General features: G+C 65.8%; 18 protein-coding genes. 11 read left to right on the top strand and 7 right to left on the bottom strand.

The window, feature by feature from the left end; genetic code table 11:
- Nucleotides 1–10: 10 nt before the first annotated feature.
- The 6 genes from SB751_RS03035 to SB751_RS03010 form a co-directional block, all read right to left on the bottom strand.
- Entirely contained in the window at nt 11–1,006 is a 996-nt protein-coding gene (locus SB751_RS03035; protein WP_144201597.1) for a UDP-2,3-diacylglucosamine diphosphatase, read from the bottom strand.
- Between the two features lie 72 nt (nt 1,007–1,078).
- Nucleotides 1,079–2,110, bottom strand: coding sequence for an esterase/lipase family protein (locus tag SB751_RS03030; RefSeq protein ID WP_144201595.1), 1,032 nt, complete (start codon nt 2,108–2,110; stop codon nt 1,079–1,081).
- On the bottom strand, nt 2,107–2,676 hold the full coding sequence (locus tag SB751_RS03025; protein ID WP_410747773.1) for an RDD family protein: 570 nt from the start codon (nt 2,674–2,676) through the stop codon (nt 2,107–2,109). Before SB751_RS03025 ends, SB751_RS03030 begins: the two co-directional genes overlap by 4 nt.
- A gap of 69 nt (nt 2,677–2,745) precedes the next feature.
- Nucleotides 2,746–3,555 (bottom strand): DUF3106 domain-containing protein, encoded by an 810-nt coding sequence (locus SB751_RS03020; protein WP_211943678.1) that lies wholly within the window; start codon nt 3,553–3,555, stop codon nt 2,746–2,748.
- Between the two features lies 1 nt (nt 3,556).
- The gene (locus SB751_RS03015; RefSeq protein WP_144201588.1) at nt 3,557–3,997 is read right to left on the bottom strand and encodes a DUF3619 family protein; all 441 of its coding nucleotides are present in this window, start codon (nt 3,995–3,997) and stop codon (nt 3,557–3,559) included.
- Nucleotides 3,994–4,560 carry an RNA polymerase sigma factor gene (locus SB751_RS03010; RefSeq protein WP_092292361.1) on the bottom strand — a complete coding sequence of 189 codons (567 nt, stop codon included), beginning with the start codon at nt 4,558–4,560 and terminating at the stop codon, nt 3,994–3,996. The genes SB751_RS03015 and SB751_RS03010 overlap by 4 nt, the downstream gene beginning before the upstream one ends.
- Nucleotides 4,561–4,905: 345 nt before the next feature.
- Here SB751_RS03010 and SB751_RS03005 point away from each other — a divergent pair, with 345 nt between their 5' ends.
- The 7 genes from SB751_RS03005 to SB751_RS02975 all read left to right on the top strand — a co-directional run bounded on the left by SB751_RS03005 (nt 4,906) and on the right by SB751_RS02975 (nt 12,639).
- Entirely contained in the window at nt 4,906–6,669 is a 1,764-nt protein-coding gene (locus tag SB751_RS03005) for an acetolactate synthase 3 catalytic subunit (protein ID WP_144201586.1), read from the top strand.
- Nucleotides 6,669–7,160, top strand: a complete 492-nt coding sequence (ilvN, locus tag SB751_RS03000; protein WP_008643328.1) for an acetolactate synthase small subunit — start codon at nt 6,669–6,671, stop codon at nt 7,158–7,160. Before SB751_RS03005 ends, ilvN begins: the two co-directional genes overlap by 1 nt.
- Nucleotides 7,161–7,288: 128 nt before the next feature.
- Nucleotides 7,289–8,305 (top strand): ketol-acid reductoisomerase, encoded by a 1,017-nt coding sequence (ilvC, locus tag SB751_RS02995; protein WP_144201584.1) that lies wholly within the window; start codon nt 7,289–7,291, stop codon nt 8,303–8,305.
- A gap of 266 nt (nt 8,306–8,571) precedes the next feature.
- Complete coding sequence (locus SB751_RS02990; protein WP_144201582.1) at nt 8,572–9,234, top strand: phosphatidylserine decarboxylase; 663 nt, start codon at nt 8,572–8,574, stop codon at nt 9,232–9,234.
- Between the two features lie 34 nt (nt 9,235–9,268).
- On the top strand, nt 9,269–10,174 hold the full coding sequence (pssA, locus tag SB751_RS02985; RefSeq protein WP_144201580.1) for a CDP-diacylglycerol--serine O-phosphatidyltransferase: 906 nt from the start codon (nt 9,269–9,271) through the stop codon (nt 10,172–10,174).
- 106 nt (nt 10,175–10,280) lie between these two features.
- Nucleotides 10,281–10,784 (top strand): peptidoglycan-binding protein LysM, encoded by a 504-nt coding sequence (lysM, locus tag SB751_RS02980; RefSeq protein WP_144201578.1) that lies wholly within the window; start codon nt 10,281–10,283, stop codon nt 10,782–10,784.
- Nucleotides 10,785–11,100: 316 nt separating this feature from the next.
- Nucleotides 11,101–12,639, top strand: coding sequence for a 2-isopropylmalate synthase (locus SB751_RS02975; protein WP_144201576.1), 1,539 nt, complete (start codon nt 11,101–11,103; stop codon nt 12,637–12,639).
- Nucleotides 12,640–12,765: 126 nt separating this feature from the next.
- On the opposite strand, the gene SB751_RS02970 is transcribed toward SB751_RS02975, so the two are convergent.
- Nucleotides 12,766–13,302 (bottom strand): hypothetical protein, encoded by a 537-nt coding sequence (locus SB751_RS02970; RefSeq protein ID WP_144201575.1) that lies wholly within the window; start codon nt 13,300–13,302, stop codon nt 12,766–12,768.
- 156 nt (nt 13,303–13,458) lie between these two features.
- Here SB751_RS02970 and SB751_RS02965 point away from each other — a divergent pair, with 156 nt between their 5' ends.
- The 4 genes from SB751_RS02965 (at nt 13,459) to SB751_RS02950 (ending at nt 18,947) form a co-directional block, all read left to right on the top strand.
- On the top strand, nt 13,459–14,751 hold the full coding sequence (locus tag SB751_RS02965) for a branched-chain amino acid ABC transporter substrate-binding protein (protein WP_144201573.1): 1,293 nt from the start codon (nt 13,459–13,461) through the stop codon (nt 14,749–14,751).
- A 172-nt stretch (nt 14,752–14,923) separates the two neighbouring features.
- Nucleotides 14,924–15,187 (top strand): 30S ribosomal protein S15, encoded by a 264-nt coding sequence (rpsO, locus tag SB751_RS02960; protein WP_144201571.1) that lies wholly within the window; start codon nt 14,924–14,926, stop codon nt 15,185–15,187.
- 442 nt (nt 15,188–15,629) lie between these two features.
- On the top strand, nt 15,630–17,792 hold the full coding sequence (pnp, locus tag SB751_RS02955) for a polyribonucleotide nucleotidyltransferase (protein ID WP_144201569.1): 2,163 nt from the start codon (nt 15,630–15,632) through the stop codon (nt 17,790–17,792).
- A gap of 150 nt (nt 17,793–17,942) precedes the next feature.
- The gene (locus SB751_RS02950) at nt 17,943–18,947 is read left to right on the top strand and encodes an NAD(P)H-quinone oxidoreductase (RefSeq protein WP_410747772.1); all 1,005 of its coding nucleotides are present in this window, start codon (nt 17,943–17,945) and stop codon (nt 18,945–18,947) included.
- The last annotated feature ends 53 nt before the right edge of the window (nt 18,948–19,000 follow it).

The raw sequence follows: 19,000 nt of genomic DNA, 5'->3' as shown, positions 1-19,000 counted from the left end.
GCGGGGCGTGTCAAAGCGCCATCTCGGTGGCGCGGCGGCGGCGGCGTCCGACTGGCTCGGGCGGATCGAGCAGCGTGGTCCAGTAGACGATCTTGAGCTCGCCTTCCATGGTCTCGACCAGCGCCGAAAGACTCTCCACCCAGTCGCCGTCATTGCAGTAGAGCTGGCCGTCCACCTCGCGGATCTCGGCCTTGTGGATGTGGCCGCAGACCACGCCGTCGCAGCCGCGCCGGCGCGCCTCGTCCACCATCGCGTGCTCGAACGAGTTGATGTAGCTGACCGCGTTCTTGACCTGGTGCTTCAGGAATTGCGAGATCGACCAGTACTCGAAGCCGAGCCGGGTGCGGATGCGGTTGAAATGGCGATTCAGCGCCAGGATCATCGTGTAGAGCGAGTCGCCGAGGTAGGCCAGCCAGCGCGCGTGCTGCACCACGCCATCGAACAAATCGCCATGCACCACCCAGAGCCGGCGGCCGGTGGCGGTCACGTGGATGGCGTCCTCGCGCACGGTGATGTCGCCAAAGGCCATGCCATCGAACTGGCGCGCCACTTCGTCGTGGTTGCCGGGCACGTAGATCACTTCCGTACCCTTGCGCGCCTTGCGCAGCAGCTTCTGCACCACGTCGTTGTGGCTCTGCGGCCAGTACCAGCCCCGGCGCAGTTGCCAGCCATCGATGATGTCGCCCACCAGATAGAGCACGTCGGATTCGTTGTGCTTGAGGAAGTCGAGCAGATAGGTGGCCTGGCAGCCCGGCGTGCCGAGGTGGATATCGGACAGCCAGATGGCGCGGTAGCGGTGCGTGGGAGGTTCCGTGGCGGAGGCGGGGCGGTTGCCTGTTTCGGCGTGGAAGGCCGGGGCGGCGGGAGCGGTCGGCGACAGTTCCGTCGGCGGCGGCATGAAGGCCGCCAGCGCGGCGGACAGCGAGAGCGTGGTGTCAGGCTTGCCGCGCAGGCGTTGCGCGGCCCTCGACAGACGCCCCCGAGCAAACTGGAGAGCTTGAACCATGGCGGCCCCGGTATCGGCGATGGGTGCATTGAGCCCTTGCCGCGTGACGGTGCCGTGACGGAAACATGAATGTCACATGAAGATCGAGGTGTGCTGCGGGGCTTGTTGCGGCATCGGCGCCGGGGTGCGTAGGGCGGCCAGCGCGGCCAGCGTGGCGTCCACGGCGCGCGGGTGGCGCAGCAAGGAAACATGGCCGATGCCGGCCAGCGGCACGTTGCGCGCGCCGTCGAGCCACGCGGTGCCGGGCGGCCCGGCGATGGAGTCGTGCCAGCTGAACACCGAGACGATGCGCGCGCGCAGGGCCGGCGTCTCCGCCAGCGCCAGTGCTTGCAGCCACGGGCTGTGCCAGCGCATCTGGCGCGCATTGCGGCCACTGCCGAAGCGGGCGAGGGCACAGCCATGATGGGGCGAGCCGAGCGTGACGATGCCTGCGCAGGGCGGTGCCGGATCGGCGCCCATGTCAGCCTCCCGCAACGCCATCACCTGCGCGGCCCGCGCGGCGAGCCCGCCCATGCTGTGGCAGACCACGAGCGGCGGCTGGCCCGTGCGCGCGGCGATGTCGCGCATGCGGGCGAGCAGGGTCGGGGCATAGTCGTCGATATCGCCCAGCACGGGTTCGAGGTCGATCTCTTCGCAGCGATAGCCGGCGGCGGCCAGCGCGGGCGCCATATCGAGCCAGATCGCATGGTTGCAGCCGTAGCCGTGCACCAGCAGCACCGTCGGGGCGTCGGTGTCGGCGTTGGCGGGTGGCGCAAAGGTGAGGCGCGAGCGGAACGGCTGGAGCCAGTTGAACATGCGGAAGACCGCACGGCATTCGGAGAGATAGCAGGCGAGCGCGCCCGAGAGGCCGAGCGGCTGGCGCGGGGGGGCATCGGGCGGATGGGGGAGGCGCGCGTCCGGCGGGATGCCCGCGCCGCCCAGCGTGGCGACAAAGGCAATCCCCACGCCGATGCCGAAGCCCACCGGCACGGCCAGCAGCGCCGCGCCAATGGCGAGCGGCCACGGCCAGCCGGCCCCTTCGGCCAAGCCGGCCGCGATGCCGCCGGCCGCCAGCGTCTGCGTGGCCACGGCCACGCGGCGCAGCGCGGCCGCCGTCAGGCTCATGATTTCGAGGCGGGGCGTGGGTCGCGCGGGTCGCGCAGGTCAAGCAGGCGCGTGCCTGCCAGCCGGTCGTGCAGGAACTGGCGGCGCGGGTCGAGCCACGCCAGCGCAATCCACACCAGCAGGCCGGCCACCAGCACGCCGACGAACGGCCCGCGCGTGAGCCCGAGCGCGTGGCCGACCGCCGCCGCGGGCGGCAGCCACAGCCAGGCGAGCACATAGCGCAGCAGTGCGCGGGTCCAGTGCGGCGGCTCGCCGGCCGCCGTTTCGAGGCGGATGCGCCACGTCTGCATCGCCAGCGTCTGGCCGTTGCGCTGCCAGAACCACGTGAAGTAGCACGCCAGCACGACGAACATCCAGGCCTGATCGACATAGGGCTGGTCAAGGCCGAGCCGTTGCAGCACCGGACGCGCCAGCAGATAGACCGCGCTGGCGGCCATGAGCACGCCGAACAGCAGCACGCCCTCATAGAGCATGCAGGTCAGGCGGCGGCGCAGCGTGGGCGTGCGCGGGGCGCGCGACGGCATGGAAGCGGGAGGAGCAGGGGTGGCAGGGCTGGCGGCGGGCATGGCGCGGGTTCCGGGTGAGCGGCAATTATGCCAAATCCGGGGCGGCGCGCCGCGCGGCCGGGGCGGGTGTTACTGGCGGGGGGTGTCGGGAGGGCTGATCGGCATGTCGGTGGCCGCCTCGCCCGTGACCGGCGGCGAGAGCGACTCGGGGGCCGGTTGCGCTGCTGGTGCCGAAGCCGCCACTTCTGGTGGCGTGGCGGGGGCGGCCGGTGCGGACGCGGCGGCGACAGGGGCCGAAGCGGGTGCCGCCGGTGTCGATGCGGTCAGCGCCGGCGGCAGCGCGGCGGCCGCGCTGGCGGGCTTGTTGGCGCGGATCTGGTGGCCGGTATCGGTCGGCAGGCGCTTGCCGGACGGTAGTCCGCTCACCGCGCCGGGGCGACGTGGCACCTTCTCGGCTGCCGCCAGTTCCTTTTTCTGCGCCTCGGGAAGCTGTTGGTAACGGTCCCACGCATCGGCCTTCTTCTCGGCCGGCACCGTGCGGGTGATCTGGTAGTTCTCGCGCGCCACGCGGCGCTGCTGGGGCGTCATCTTGACCCATTCGGCCATCCGTTCCTGCAGCCGCGCCTGTTCCTCGGGCTTCAGCGACGGGTAGCGGTCGGCAATGCGCTGCCACTTGCGGCGGTTCAGCTCGGGAATGGTGTCCCAGAGCGGGCGCAGCGGGGCGAGGATCTGCTGGTGCGACGGGGTCAGTTCGACCCACGTCGGATGGACATGGAACACGGGCGGCGCCGAGGCGCCCGCGCGGACCTCGTGGGCTTCGGCGGCCTGCGTCAGCTCGCCCGCGGCCAGCACGGCCACGGCGCCAAGGCTGGCGCACAGCGCGGTGAATCGGGCCAGCCGGCGCGGGGTGGCGTCGGAGCGGAAGTGAGCGCGCGCCATCCTATTGATCGCGGTCGTGCTTGAGGAACACGTGGAAGCCCTGGTCGGCATAGGCCGTGGGCGGCAGGTCGTCGAGCAGCATGGCGGCGTCCACATCGGCGAGCTCTTCCACGCGCTTCTGCTGCTGCCACTGGTAGATGCCGGTCACGCCGGCGATCAGCGCCACCAGCGTCCAGAGCAGGGCAAGCCGGCGCAGCCAGGCGCCAGCGCGGTGCAGTGGCGTGCTGTCGTCATCGTCGAAGATGGCGCCATGGCTGCCGGGCAGGGCGAATTGCGGCACCGTGGCCGGTGCCTCGGCTTTCTTTGCGGCCAGCGCCATGCGCCGCGCGGCAGCAAGCCGTTCGGCAATGTCCGCCGGCACGGCATCCGCCGAGGCATCGAGTGCCGAGCGGATCTCGCGGGCGAAGCGGCGTTCCTGTATATCTCGTTGGTTTCGGCTCATAGTCGGACCCCCCGTGCGCGCAAGGCCTGCGCCAGTGTGTGCGTTGCACGGGAACAGTGCGTCTTGACGCTGCCTTCCGAGCAGCCCATCGCGGCTGCCGTCTCGGCCACGTCCATATCCTCCCAGTAACGCATCAGGAAAGCTTCGCGTTGACGCGTGGGCAGACGCTGGATTTCCTGCTCGATGATGTGCATGACCTGTGCCCGCTCGACCTTGTCGGCGCTGCTTTCCGCAGATTCTGACCCGGCCTGGGCCTCGAGGGTTTCCAGCAGGTCGTTGTCATCGCCTTCGCGGTCGTCGCGCAGGTTCGAGAACAGCGTTACCCACGTGTTGCGTACTTTCTGGCGGCGGAAGTAGTCGTGGATCGTATTCTGCAGGATTCGCTGGAATAACGGCGCCAGTTCGGCGGCATGCTTGTCGCCGTACTTTTCGGCCAGCTTGATCATGGCGTCCTGCACGATGTCCAGCGCGGCTTCGTCATCCCGCACGGCGAATACGGCCTGCTTGAAGGCACGGCGTTCCACGCTGGAGAGAAAGTCTGAGAGTTCCTGGTCGGTGGCCATGCAGGCAGGAATGTGCCGCGAAAGTCGCGCGGCGGGTCGCAAATGTCTGCGATGCTAGCAAAAAACAGCCGGCTTGGGCGATGCTGTATTGGTTTGCAGACAATATGCCGGAGGGGTCGCATGCGGCCGTTCGCCATCGTGGTGCGCGCACAAAAAAGTCTCCGGCAGGCCATAGACCACGCTGGTGCATTGCAGTATCATCATCGGTTCACGACATCAGTGGTTGTCTCATCAGACCGCTTATAAGGCGGTCTCTTCATGCAGACGCGCACCGCTTGAACCCGAGCCACAAGCCCGGCAGAGAGCATCCAAACAATTTTTTGCCGAAAATTGCAAAGGACTGAAATGAACATGCCCAGCGCGGAATTCTCCCACGCAGACAGCAATTCATCTGCCGCACCCGAAATGATCGGTGCGGAAATTCTCTGTCACGCACTCGCCGAAGAAGGCGTCGAATACGTCTGGGGCTACCCCGGCGGCGCGGTGCTGTACATCTACGACGAGCTCCACAAGCAAAAGAAGTTCGAGCACATCCTGGTGCGCCACGAGCAGGCTGCGGTCCATGCCGCGGATGGCTACGCGCGCGCCACGGGCAAGGTCGGCGTCGCCCTGGTGACTTCCGGCCCGGGCGTGACCAATGCCGTGACCGGCATCGCCACCGCCTACTTGGACTCGATCCCGATGGTGGTGATCACCGGCAACGTGCCGACCCATGCCATCGGTCAGGATGCCTTCCAGGAATGCGACACCGTCGGCATCACGCGCCCGATCGTCAAGCACAACTTCCTCGTGAAGGATGTGCGCGATCTCGCCGCGACGATCAAGAAGGCGTTCTTCATCGCTGCCACCGGCCGTCCCGGCCCCGTGGTGGTCGATATTCCGAAGGATGTCTCCCGGAATGCGTGCAAGTACGAGTACCCGAAGTCGATCGACATGCGCTCGTACAACCCCGTGAACAAGGGGCACTCGGGCCAGATCCGCAAGGCTGTAGCGCTGCTGCAGGGCGCCGAGCGTCCGTATATCTATACGGGCGGCGGCGTGGTGCTGGCCAATGCCAGCGAGGAACTGCGCCAGCTGGCCGCCATCACGGGCCATCCGGTCACCAACACGCTGATGGGCCTGGGCGCGTTCCCGGGCACGCACAAGCAGTTCCTCGGCATGCTCGGCATGCACGGGACGTATGAAGCCAACATGGCCATGCAGAACTGCGACGTGCTGATCGCCATCGGCGCCCGCTTCGACGACCGCGTGATCGGCAACCCGGCGCACTTCACCGCACAGGCACGCAAGATCATCCATATCGATATCGACCCCTCGTCGATCTCGAAGCGCGTGAAGGTCGACATTCCCATCGTCGGCAACGTCAAGGACGTGCTCCAGGAACTGATCGCCCAGCTGCAGGCCAGCGACGTCAAGCCCAAGCGCGAGGCCCTGGCCAAGTGGTGGGACCAGATCGAGCAATGGCGTTCGGTGGACTGCCTCAAGTACGACCGCCACAGCGAGATCATCAAGCCGCAGTACGTGGTGGAAAAGATCTGGGAACTGACCAAGGGCGACGCATTCATCTGCTCCGACGTGGGCCAGCACCAGATGTGGGCCGCGCAGTTCTACAAGTTCAACGAGCCGCGCCGCTGGATCAACTCCGGCGGCCTGGGCACGATGGGCGTGGGCCTGCCGTACGCGATGGGCATCAAGAAGGCGTTCCCGGACAAGGAAGTGGTCACGATCACGGGCGAAGGCTCGATCCAGATGTGCATCCAGGAACTGTCCACCTGCCTCCAGTACGACACCCCGGTCAAGATCTGCTCGCTGAACAACGGCTACCTGGGCATGGTGCGCCAGTGGCAGGAGATCGAGTACGACAACCGCTACTCGCACTCCTACATGACCGCGCTGCCTGACTTCGTCAAGCTGGCCGAGGCCTTCGGCCACGTGGGTATCCGCGTGGAGAAGACGGCCGATGTCGAGCCGGCGCTGCGCGAGGCGTTCCGCCTCAAGGACCGCACCGTGTTCCTGGACTTCCAGACCGACCCCACGGAAAACGTGTGGCCGATGGTCCAGGCCGGCAAGGGCATCTCCGAAATGCTGCTCGGCGCGGAGGACCTGTAATGCGACACATTATTTCGGTCCTGCTGGAAAACGAGCCCGGCGCGCTGTCGCGCGTGGTGGGGCTGTTCTCGGCGCGCGGCTACAACATCGAGACGCTCACGGTGGCCCCCACCGAGGATGCGTCGCTGTCGCGGATGACCATCGTCACCACCGGCTCGGACGACGTGATCGAGCAGATCACCAAGCACCTGAACCGCCTGGTGGAAGTGGTCAAGGTGGTGGACCTGACGGAAGGCGCGCACATCGAGCGCGAGCTGATGCTCGTGAAGGTGCGCGCGGTGGGCAAGGAGCGCGAGGAAATGAAGCGCACCGCCGACATCTTCCGGGGCCGCATCATCGACGTGACCGAGAAGACGTACACCATCGAGCTGACCGGCAACGGCGGCAAGCTGGATGCGTTCCTCGATGCCATCGACCGCACCGCGATCCTGGAGACCGTCCGTACGGGCGGCTCCGGCATCGGCCGCGGCGAACGCATCCTGAAGGTCTGACCGGCGCACCCGGCAGCGGCCACAAGCCAATCGCAGTATCCCCGGCGGCGCGACGCGTGAATCGGAACCAACGCCCGTGCCACGCCGCCACCCCTTATACGCAGACTTAGAAAATCGAAGGAATCATCATGAAAGTGTTTTACGACAAGGACGCCGACCTCTCCCTGATCAAGGGCAAGAACGTCACCATCATCGGTTACGGCTCGCAAGGCCACGCCCACGCACTGAACCTGAAGGACTCGGGCGTGAACGTGACGGTTGGTCTGCGCAAGAGCGGTGCGTCGTGGAACAAGGCCGTCAACGCCGGTCTGCAGGTCAAGGAAGTGGGCGAGGCTGTCAAGAACGCCGACGTGGTCATGATCCTGCTGCCGGACGAGCAGATCGCCGACGTGTACAAGAACGAAGTGCACGACAACATCAAGGAAGGCGCCGCGCTGGCCTTCGCGCACGGCTTCAACGTGCACTACGGCGCCGTGATCCCGCGTGCCGACCTGGACGTGATCATGATCGCCCCGAAGGCCCCGGGCCACACGGTGCGCTCGACGTACTCGCAGGGTGGCGGCGTGCCGCACCTGATCGCCGTGCATCAGAACAAGTCCGGCGCCGCCCGTGACATCGCGCTGTCGTACGCCACCGCCAACGGCGGCGGCCGTGCCGGCATCATCGAGACCAACTTCCGCGAAGAAACCGAAACCGACCTGTTCGGCGAGCAGGCCGTGCTGTGCGGCGGTACCGTCGAGCTGATCAAGGCTGGCTTCGAGACGCTGGTGGAAGCCGGCTACGCGCCGGAAATGGCCTACTTCGAGTGCCTGCACGAGCTGAAGCTGATCGTCGACCTGATCTACGAAGGCGGCATCGCCAACATGAACTACTCGATCTCGAACAACGCCGAATATGGCGAATACGTCACCGGCCCGCGCGTCGTGACGGAAGAGACCAAGAAGGCCATGAAGCAGTGCCTGACGGACATCCAGACCGGCGAGTACGCCAAGAGCTTCCTGCTCGAGAACAAGGCCGGCGCCCCGACCCTGATCTCGCGCCGTCGCCTGACGTCCGAGCATCAGATCGAGGAAGTGGGTGCCAAGCTGCGCGCGATGATGCCGTGGATTGCCAAGAACAAGCTGGTCGACCAGTCGAAGAACTAAGCTGACGACAGCTGGCAGGGCGGGGCCCCCGGGGCCCGCCGCCCTCGGCCGTCCAGCCCGCCGCCGGCCCCGCGCAGTGTTGCGTGAGGCATTTTGGCGGAGGCTGGACGGCTTTTTGTTATCCTTGTCGGACTTTATTCGGGCGCTGGCTCGAATCTTTCTTATTATTCGCGGCGATACCCCTACAAAGCCCCGACGGCGGCCAGTCCATGGCGCCGACCCGGCACGGCGTATCGTTTCTACCTGAACTTCAGACCAAGTCTTGCATGAACTATCCTCATCCGCTGATCGCCCGTGAAGGCTGGCCATTCCTGGCCGGCGCATTCGTCATCTCGCTGCTGGTGCATGTCAGCGCAGGTTTCTGGTGGGCGCTGCCGCTGTGGATTCTCACGATCTTCGTGCTCCAGTTCTTCCGCGATCCGCCCCGGCCGATTCCGTCGGCGCCGAACGCGGTGCTGGCGCCCGCCGACGGCCGCATCGTCGTGGTGGAGAAGACCCAGGACCCGTACGCCGGGCGCGAGGCGCTCAAGATCAGCGTGTTCATGAACGTGTTCAACGTGCATTCGAACCGCGTTTCGGTGGACGGCAAGGTCGAGAAGCTCGAATACTTCCCGGGCAAGTTCGTCAATGCCGATCTGGACAAGGCGTCGGTGGAAAACGAGCGCAACGCCATCGTGATTCGCCGCGCGCAGGACGGCAAGGTGGTCACGCTGGTCCAGGTGGCCGGGCTGGTGGCGCGCCGTATCCTGTGCTACACCAAGGTGGGCGACACACTCTCGCGTGGCCAGCGTTACGGCTTCATCCGCTTCGGCTCGCGCGTGGACGTGTACCTGCCCGTCGATGCGCGCCCGCGCGTGACGATTGGCGAGAAGGTGTCCGCCTCGTCGACCGTGCTGGCCGAACTGGACGTGCAGGGCGCGCAGCAGTAAGCCGCCGCCGTCCACACTGATAGGAGAGGCTGGCATGGGTGCCTTCAATCGACGGAACAAGCGCGTCAGCATCGGCAACGTGACGCATCTGCGACCGTTCCGCCGCAACCAGTTGCGCAACGACCCCGGCTACGACGAGGCCGAGGAAGGGCCCGACATCGAGTACGTGCGCCCGCGCCGGCGCGGCATCTACCTGCTGCCCAACGCGTTCACCACCGCCGCGCTGTTCGCCGGCTTCTACGCCATCGTGGCGGCGATGAACGGCCACTTCGACTCGGCCGCCATCGCCATCTTCGCGGCCATGGTGCTGGACGGCATGGACGGCCGCGTGGCGCGCATCACCAACACGCAGAGCGCATTCGGCGAGCAGTACGATTCGCTTTCGGACATGACGTCGTTCGGCGTGGCGCCGGCGCTGGTCATGTACACCTGGATCCTGCGCGATCTCGGCAAATGGGGCTGGATCGCCGCGTTCGTCTACTGCACCTGCGCAGCGCTGCGTCTGGCGCGCTTCAACGCCAATATCGGCGTGGTGGACAAGCGTTTCTTCCAGGGCCTGCCAAGCCCGGCCGCGGCGGCACTGGTGGCCGGCTTCGTCTGGCTGGTCATCGACAACAAGCTGCCGGTCAGGGAGCTGTGGATGCCGTGGGTCGCTTTTGCGATTACGCTCTATGCGGGCCTGTCGATGGTCTCGAACGCCCCGTTTTACAGCGGCAAGGCGCTGGACGTGCGCTACCGCGTGCCCTTCGGCATGATGGTGCTCGTGCTGGTGCTGTTCGTGGTGGTTTCCACCGATCCGCCGGTGGCGTTGTTCGGGCTGTTTGTGGCCTACGCGGTGTCAGGCTACCTGCTGTGGGCCTGGCGCGCGCTGCACGGCGAGCCAGGCGGGGTACGCAAGGCACGCGCCGGCGGACCCGACGGGCTCGGCGGCGGTAACTAGCAAGCATGGCAACAGGGCGTCTTCGGGCGCCCTGTGTCGTTTCGGCGGCATTTCAATCCGCATCACGCGGGTCGCATTACGTTCCACTCACCGTCAGGAGAATGTCATGGGCATGTTTGACTTCATCAAGGAAGCGGGCGAAAAGCTGTTCGGCAAGGGCGAGGCCAAGGCTGCGCAGGAAGCGGCCAAGGCGGACGCCTCGGCAGAGAAGGTGGAGGCCGCCAACCGCGCCGCCGGCGACGCCATCGAGGCCTACATCAAGCAGATGGGGCTCGACGCCACCGGGCTGATGGTCCAGGTGGACGGCTCGCAGGGCAAGGCGACGGTGTTCGGCGTGGCGCCGGACCAGGCAACCCGGGAGAAGATCATCCTCTGTGCCGGCAATGTGGAAGGCGTGGAGTCGGTGGAGGACAAGATGTCCGTCAACGTGGAGTCCACTGAATCGCAATGGCATACCGTGGTCAAGGGCGACACGCTCTGGGCCATCGCCCAGGTGGCCTACGGCAATGGTGCCGAGTACAACAAGATCTTCGAAGCGAACAAGCCGATGCTTTCGCACCCGGACAAGATCTATCCGGGTCAGAAGCTGCGGATTCCGCCGAAGGGCTGAAATCGGCCCGGGTCGGCCCGCCTTGCACGCGCGCGCCAAACCGGATATAGTCCCCGACATGATTTCGCGCCAGTCCCTACTCGCCCGCACCACCCTAGGTGGCCTACTAGGCCATCGGGTCGGGACGCGCGCGCGCTGAGGGACGCTATCGCCCTAGCGCGGAATCACCAGGAATTTTCCTAGTTTTCAAACGCCCCGGCCTGCACCCATGCACGCCGGGGCGTTTTGCATTCGATTTCGAGGACTGCGACGCCCGGCGGCACCAAGGACGGGACGGCACGGCACACAACAAGGTACAGCCCAGGAGCTCCACAAAATGTCTGACAAACTCATCATTTTCGATACCACCTTGCGTGATGGCGAGCAGTCGCCCGGTGCCTCGATGACCCGCGAAGAGAAGATTCGCATCGCGCGCCAGCTGGAACGGCTGAGGGTCGATGTGATCGAGGCCGGCTTTGCGGCCAGCTCCAATGGTGACTTCGAAGCCATTCGCTCGATCGCCCAGGTGGTCAAGGATTCGACGATCTGCTCGCTGGCGCGCGCCAACGACAAGGACATCGCCCGCGCGGCGGAGGCGCTCAAGCCGGCCAACTCGTTCCGGATCCATACGTTCATCGCCACCTCGGCGCTGCACATGGAGAAGAAGCTGCGCATGACGCCGGACCAGGTGTACGAGCAGGCGCGCCTGGCCGTGCGCTTCGCGCGCCAGTTCACTGACGACATCGAATTTTCGCCAGAAGACGGCAGCCGTTCGGACATGGACTTCCTCTGCCGCGTGCTTGAGGGCGTGATTGCCGAAGGCGCGACCACGATCAACCTGCCCGATACGGTTGGCTACGCGGTGCCCGAAGGCTACGCGGACCTGATCCGCTCCGTGCGTGAGCGTATCCCCAACTCGGACAAGGCGGTCTGGTCGGTGCACTGCCACAATGACCTGGGCATGGCCGTGGCCAACTCGCTGGCCGCCGTGAAGCTGGGCGGCGCGCGCCAGATCGAGTGCACGATCAACGGTCTCGGCGAGCGGGCCGGCAACACGAGCCTGGAAGAGGTGGTGATGGCCGTGAAGACGCGCCGCGACTACTTCAACATGGACGTGAACATCGACACCACGCAGATCGTGCCGGCCTCCAAGCTGGTCTCGCAGATCACCGGTTTCGTGGTGCAGCCGAACAAGGCCGTGGTGGGCGCCAACGCCTTCGCGCACGCCTCTGGCATCCATCAGGACGGCGTGCTCAAGGCACGTGACACCTACGAGATCATGCGCGCGGAAGACGTGGGCTGGACCGCCAACAAGATCGTGCTCGGCAAGCTCTCGGGCCGCAATGCGTTCAAGCAGCGCCTGCAGGAGCTGGGCATCGAACTCGAGAGCGAGAGCGAAGTCAACGCCGCCTTCGGCCGCTTCAAGGAACTGGCCGACCAGAAGGCCGAGATCTTCGACGAAGACATCATGGCCATCGTTTCGGATGAGGCGCACGACGTGAACGAGCACTACCGCTTCGTGTCGCTGTCGCAGCGCTCCGAGACCGGCGAGCGCCCGCATGCGCGCGTGGTTTTCAATATGGATGGCAGTGAGCAGACTGGTGAAGCCGAGGGCAATGGTCCCGTCGACGCCACCATGCATGCCATCGAAGGCAAGGTCAACAGCGGCGCGGAACTGGTGCTGTACTCGGTGAACGCCATCACCACCGGCACACAGGCGCAGGGCGAAGTGACCGTGCGGCTGTCGAAGGCCGGCCGCATCGTCAACGGCGTGGGCACCGATCCGGACATCGTCGCGGCATCGGCCAAGGCCTACCTGGCCGCGCTGAACAAGCTGCACGACAAGGCCGTACAGAAGATCAACCCGCAGATCTGACCTCCGATCCGCGTACCGGCGCCGGGGGCCCACAAGGCCCCCGCGACCATCAGCCGCCCGTCAGTCGCGTATCCCGCGACGACGGGCGGTTTTTCGTTGGATGGCGATGTCTCGCAATCGATACGGCTACGGGCGATCGGAGCGGTCGTACAGTGGATCTGGCGTGATCTGGGTCTGGCGCAGCACGCCGGCGTCATCGAAATAGAAATTGAACAGCGAGTACCACTGGTCTTCGTGGCGGAAGCGGTAGCTCCACACCTCGCGTTTCATCAATGGAAAGTACTGATTTGGCTCGCGCGGGGCACCGAAGTGCTCCAGCACGTCTTTCTTGGTCCAGACATTGACCTGCGCCTTGTACAGTTCCGGCGTCCGGAGCATCTGCCGGAAATTCGTCAGATTGCCATTCTTGTCGAAGTCGGCGGCGTACGATTCCTGGCCCAGCGGCTGTTTCGAATAGAACCAGCGCACGGTGCCGTCGTCGAGCTTGTAGACGTCGGTGGGCTTGCCGAAGGTGGCCATCACGGCGCTCTCGGGCTGGCCGACCAGTTTCAGGCCGGTATCCACCGGGGCCAGGGCGGTACAGGCGCTAAGCAGGGCGGCGCCCAGGCCCAGAGCCACGGTCTGGGCCAACCGGCGGCCGGAATATCGGAGGGGGGAGGTCATGGGGATTTCTCGACTGGCGATCGTACGAATGCTGGAAGTGTAGTCCGGTCCGGCGCCGATGTGCATCGGACGCTGCTTTTTTCATGGGATTGCCCCCATCGCCCCGGCTGCCGTACCATCCACGCCTTCGTCGTGCGATGTAGAAGAGGAGTGAGGATGTCCGGAGCGGAAAAGGGGTGGCGGCGCGGCCCGTGGTGTGCATGGCTGGCGGCGACGCTGCTGTGCCTGGCGGGGAGCGCGCATGCCCAGGGCGAGGCTGGCGCGCCGATCCGGCTGGGCATGATCGAGGGGCTGTCCGGCCCGTTCGCCAATGCCGGGGACGCCGTGGCGCGCAACCTGCGCATTGCCATCGACCGCGTCAACGCGCGCGGCGGCGTGAAGACCGCCGAGGGCGCCCGTCCGCTGGAACTGGTCACGTTCGACAGCAAGGGCAATGTCGATGAAAGCCTGATCCAGTTCCGCGCGCTGGTGGACAAGCGCATCCCCTTCGTTTTGCAGGGCAACAGCTCGGCCGTGGCCGGGGCGCTGGTGGCGGCGATCAATCGCCACAACATGCGCCAGCCGGAGGCGCGCGTGCTGTTCCTCAACTACTCGGCCGTCGATCCGGCGCTGACCAACGAGAATTGCAGTTTCTGGCATTTCCGCTTCGACGCGAGTTCGGACATGCGCATGCAGGCGCTGACCGAGGCGATTCGCGGCGAACACACTGTCCGCAAGGTCTACCTGATCGACCAGGACTACAGCTTTGGTCACCAAGTGGCGAAATCGGCACGTGAGATGCTGGCGGCCAAGCGGCCGGACATCCAGATCGTGGGCGACGAATTCCACCCGATCGGCAAGATCAAGGATTTCGCGCCGTACATCGCCAAGATCAAGGCCAGCGGCGCTGACGCTGTGATCACCGGCAACTGGGGCAACGACCTGACGCTGATGGTCAAGGCCGCGCGCGAGGGCGGGCTGGGCGCCCGCTTCTATACGTTCTACGGCAACGGGCTGGGCGCGCCGGCGGCGATGGGCGATGCCGGCGTGGGCCGCGTGCTGGCGGTGGCCGAGTGGCACCCGAACGTGGGCGGCGCAGCGTCCGACGCCTTCTACCAGGCATTCCGCACCCGCTACCCCGAGCCGCGCGACGACTACGTGCACCTGCGCATGCAGATGATGGTGGAAATGCTGGCGCGGGCCATCACCCAGGCCGGCTCCACGGATGCCGTCAAGGTGGCGCTGGCGCTCGAGAACATGCGCTTCACCAACGATTTCCACGACGCCACCGTGCGTGCGGACGACCACCAGGTGCTGCAGCCGCTCTATGTTTCGGTCATGGCGAAGCAGGGCGGGGACGTGCGCTTCGACAACGAAGGGTCTGGCTACGGCTTCCGCACTGTGAAGAAGCTCAAGACCGCCCAGACAACCCTGCCCACCACGTGCCGCATGGAGCGCCCGGCGAGCTGACCGGGCAGGCCGCGCGGACGGATTTCGCCGCGCCGGCAAATTCGGCTATAATCCGCGGCTGTCGTGCAAGGACCCCTGCGCACGGCGCATGCCTCAGTCCATACCAGGCTTCAAGGCACGACGCAGGTGGCGCATCCCGCGCTGCAGCGTTCGCAAGTGAAAGGAAATCATCATGGCAATCGCCAACAAGTCCGAAGTTATCAAGCAGTTCGCCCGCGGCACCAACGACACGGGTAGCCCCGAAGTTCAGGTCGCCCTGCTGACCACCCGCATCAACGAACTGACCCCCCACTTCAAGGCCAACATGAAGGATCACCACAGCCGCCGCGGTCTGCTGCGCATGGTGAGCCGTCGTCGCCGCCTGCTGGACTACCTCAAGGCCAGCGACGCTGACCGTTACCGTGCCCTGATCGAAAAGCTGGGCCTGCGTAAGTAAGGTCTGCGGATGGCAGCACGAATCCTGCACAAGTTGTTCCTGCACGATTTCACGTGAGGCCGCGATGCCTGCGTCAGCTCTGCTGAGGCAGGCATTTTGCTTTTCTGGTCCGGCGGCATCCCCGCCGGGCCGGCATTGATTGTGATGTTTGCTTCACTAAATCGTCCTGGCCAAGCAGCCCGGGCGCCCGTTGCGCCAAGACGTGTAACGGAGTAAGTTACCTCGCTCTTTATATTGCTCTGTGACCGGAGCCGGCCAAGGAACCGGGGTTTTGTGTCATTCCATCGCCGCATCGCCAGCCTGGTGGTGCTGCGATGGAATGGCATAGCACTTCCCTGAGACTGCGACCGGCATGAATCCGGCAGTTCGCCTGCCGCTGTGAGCGCAGGCGTCGCGGGACGCGCGTGTGTGCGCCCCGCATGCATGTATCAAGGAAACGCTCATGACCATGTTCAACAAGATCGTCAAGGAATTCCAATGGGGCCAGCACACGGTCCGTATGGAAACCGGCGAAGTCGCCCGCCAGGCTGGCGGTGCCGTAATCGTCGACGTGGAAGACACCGTGGTGCTGGCTACCGTGGTGGCCGCCAAGAGCCCGAAGGCGGGCCAGGACTTCTTCCCGCTGACCGTCGACTACATCGAAAAGACCTACGCTGCCGGCAAGATCCCCGGTGGCTTCTTCAAGCGTGAAGGCCGTCCGTCGGAAAACGAGACGCTGACCTCGCGCCTGATCGACCGTCCGCTGCGCCCGCTGTTCCCGGAAGGCTTCTACAACGACGTGCAGGTGGTGATCCACGTGCTGTCGATCAACCCGGAAGTGCCGGCCGACATCCCTGCGCTGATCGGCGCGTCCGCCGCGCTGGCTGTGTCGGGCATTCCGTTCAACGGCCCGGTGGGCGCCGCCCGCGTGGGTTACAAGGATGGCCAGTACCTGCTGAACCCGACCCGCTCGCAGATCGCCACGTCCGACCTGGACCTGGTGGTGGCCGGTACCGAGCGCGCCGTGCTGATGGTGGAATCGGAAGCCCAACAGCTGTCGGAAGACGTGATGCTGGGTGCCGTGGTGTACGGCCATGAGCAGATGCAGATCGCCATCAACGCGATCCACGACCTGGTGCGCGACGGCGGCAAGCCCGAGTGGGACTGGGCCCCGGCAGCCAAGAACGAGCCGCTGATCGCCAAGGTTGGCGAGATCGGCCTGCCGCTGCTGCAGGAAGCCTACCAGTTGCGCCAGAAGTCGGCCCGCAGCCAGAAGCTGAAGGAAGTCTACGCCGCAGTGACCGCCGGTCTGGCCGAAGCTGGCGTGGAAGCCGAGAAGGTGGAAGTCGGCAACATCCTGTTCGACCTCGAAGCGAAGATCGTCCGTGGCCAGATCCTGGCCGGCGAGCCGCGCATCGACGGCCGCGACACGCGCACCGTGCGCCCGATCGAGATCCGCTCGTCGGTGCTGCCGCGCGCGCACGGTTCGGCCCTGTTCACGCGTGGGGAAACCCAGGCGCTGGTGGTGGCCACGCTGGGTACCAAGAGCGACGAGCAGATTATCGACGCGCTGGCCGGCGAATACCGCGACCGCTTCATGCTCCACTACAACATGCCCCCGTTCGCCACCGGCGAGACGGGCCGCGTGGGCAGCCCGAAGCGCCGTGAAATTGGTCACGGCCGCCTGGCCAAGCGCGCGCTGATCCCGGTGCTGCCGAAGGACGACGAGTTCGCGTACACGATCCGCCTGGTGTCGGAAATCACCGAATCGAACGGTTCGTCGTCGATGGCTTCGGTCTGCGGCGGCTGCCTGGCGCTGATGGACGCCGGCGTTCCGGTCAAGGCGCACGTGGCCGGTGTGGCCATGGGCCTGATCCTGGAAGGCAACAAGTTTGCCGTGCTGACCGACATCCTGGGCGATGAAGATCACCTGGGCGACATGGACTTCAAGGTGGCCGGCACCGACGCGGGCATCACCGCGCTGCAGATGGACATCAAGGTCCAGGGCATCACGAAGGAAATCATGCAGGTGGCGCTGGCGCAAGCCCGCGAAGGCCGCATCCACATCCTGCAGAACATGCAGGGCGCGATGGGCCATGCGCGTACCGAGCTGTCGGCACACGCACCGCGCATGATCACGATGAAGATCCATCCGGACAAGATCCGCGAAGTCATCGGCAAGGGCGGCTCGACCATCCAGGCCCTGACCAAGGAGACCGGCACCACCATCGACATCGGCGAAGACGGCACGATCACGATCGCGTCGACCTCGACGGAAGGTATGGCGGAAGCCAAGCGCCGCATCGAGGGCATCACCGCGGAAGCCGAAGTGGGCAAGATCTACGCCGGTACCGTGCTGAAGCTGCTGGACTTCGGTGCCATCGTGAACATCCTGCCGGGCAAGGACGGCCTGCTGCACATCAGCGAGATCGTCAACGAGCGCGTGAAGGACATCAAGGACTGGCTGAAGGAAGGCCAGCAGGTGCGCGTGAAGCTGATCCAGGCCGACGAGAAGGGTCGTCTGCGCCTGTCGCTGAAGGCAGCGCTGGCGGAAGAGGGCGGCAGCATCAGCCCGATCGTCCAGAGCGACGCCCCGGCGGCTCCGGCCTCGCCCGACCAGCAGTAAGCCGGTTCCGCAGTACCCGTAGTCCTCGTAGTACCAAAAAAAGCGGCTGGCGATGTCCAGCCGCTTTTTTGTTTACACTGCCGGTCATTCCATGCGGATGGGGTTTGCCCGGCCTGCATGCCACGCACGACACACTGATGAGGAACGATCATGAAAGCCATCGAGATCCGTGAATACGGTGCGCCCGAAGTCCTGCAACTTGCCGAGCGCCCCGATCCGGAGCCGAAGGCGGGCGAGATCCTGATCCGCGTGGCGGCGGCCGGCATCAATCGTCCCGATGTGTTCCAGCGCACCGGCAACTACCCGGTGCCGCCGGGTGCCTCGGACCTGCCCGGCCTGGAAGTGGCGGGGGTGGTGGTGGGCGGCGACCTGTTGCACGCCGACAACCGCTTTGGCCTGAAGGTGGGCGACCGCGTCTGCGCGCTGGTGCAGGGCGGCGGCTACGCCGAGCTGTGCACGGCCCCGGTGGCGCAATGCCTGCCGGTGCCGGCGGGTTTGTCCGATATCGAGGCCGCTGCGCTGCCCGAGACCTTCTTCACAGTCTGGAGCAATGTGTTCGACCGTGGCCTGCTGGGCAAAGGCCCGCGCGGCAAGGACGAGACGCTGCTGATCCAGGGCGGCTCGAGCGGCATCGGCACGACCGCCATCCAGATCGCCAAGGCGCTTGGCTTCAAGGTCTTCGTGACGGCCGGCAGCGACGAGAAGTGCAAGGCCTGCGAGCAGCTGGGCGCCGATCGGGCGATCAACTACAAGACCCAGGACTTCGTGGCCGAGGTCAAGGCGCTGACCGAGGGCAAGGGTGTGGACGTGATCCTCGACATGGTGGCCGGCTCGTACCTGGCGCGCGAGCTGTCTTGCATCGCCGATGACGGCCGCATCGTCATCATCGCCCTGCTGGGCGGCGGCAAAGCCGAGATTCCGCTGGGCGACATCCTGCGCCGCCGGATTACCGTGACGGGCTCGACGCTGCGGCCCCGTCCGTCGTCGTTCAAGGGCAAGATCGCCGAGGCGCTGCACCAGCAGGTGTGGCCGCTGCTGGCGGCCGGCAAGATCAAGCCGGTGATCCATCAGGTCTTCCCGGCCGCGCAGGCTGCCGACGCCCATCGGCTGATGGAGTCGAGCGAGCACATCGGCAAGATCGTGCTGGCCTGGTAATAACGGGCGGCTGAGGACGCCCGCCGGGCGTCCTGCTGCGCCGGATCGGCTCG

Source organism: Cupriavidus sp. SIMBA_020, assembly GCF_046535395.1.
In the GTDB taxonomy this organism is placed as follows: domain Bacteria; phylum Pseudomonadota; class Gammaproteobacteria; order Burkholderiales; family Burkholderiaceae; genus Cupriavidus; species Cupriavidus campinensis.
This window is presented reverse-complemented; position numbering and strand designations above follow the sequence as displayed.